The 506-nt window shown below is 70.8% G+C and carries 1 pseudogene; it reads right to left on the minus strand.

The window, feature by feature from the left end:
• Positions 1–331: pseudogene (locus HUK84_RS22715) on the minus strand (hypothetical protein); the annotation flags it as partial.
• Between the last annotated feature and the right edge of the window lie 175 nt (positions 332–506).

Here is a 506-nt window from a genome sequence, read left to right on the forward strand (position 1 = left end):
GGGCGCCCGTGCCGGGTGCCTGCGAAAAATGGGCCAGCAGGAACAGCACGACATTCAGCGCACAGAGCGCAGTAGCCCCCAGCGCGCGCGCCGGGTGGCGCGGCAGGCCGGCCCCCATGCCGCCCATCACATGGTCCAGGCGCGCGGCATGGTCGGTGTTGCCGGCCATGCCGAACAGGAAGGTGAACGGCAGCGCCAGCACGCCGAACACGTCGCGCAGCAGCAGGAGCAGCCCGTCGAGCAATGGGCCCATCATCAGCATGGCGATGGCGGCGGCCGTGCTGGCGACGACCGTGACGACGGCGAACCGGCCGCCCGGAGCGGGAATCATGTCCGTGTGAAGAGTGGTTATTTCTTCTTGATCCACCATTTCACCGGCTCGGGTTCGGGCGCCTCGACCTGGGCGACGACGCGGCGCGGACGGCCGACCCGTGAGAGGGGCGCCGGCGTGGCCGCCGGGGCGAATCCATGAGCGACGCCGGGAGCGACCTTGGGGGGGGCAACCT

It is taken from the genome of Nguyenibacter vanlangensis, assembly GCF_013376155.1.
In the GTDB taxonomy this organism is placed as follows: Bacteria; Pseudomonadota; Alphaproteobacteria; order Acetobacterales; family Acetobacteraceae; genus Gluconacetobacter; species Gluconacetobacter vanlangensis.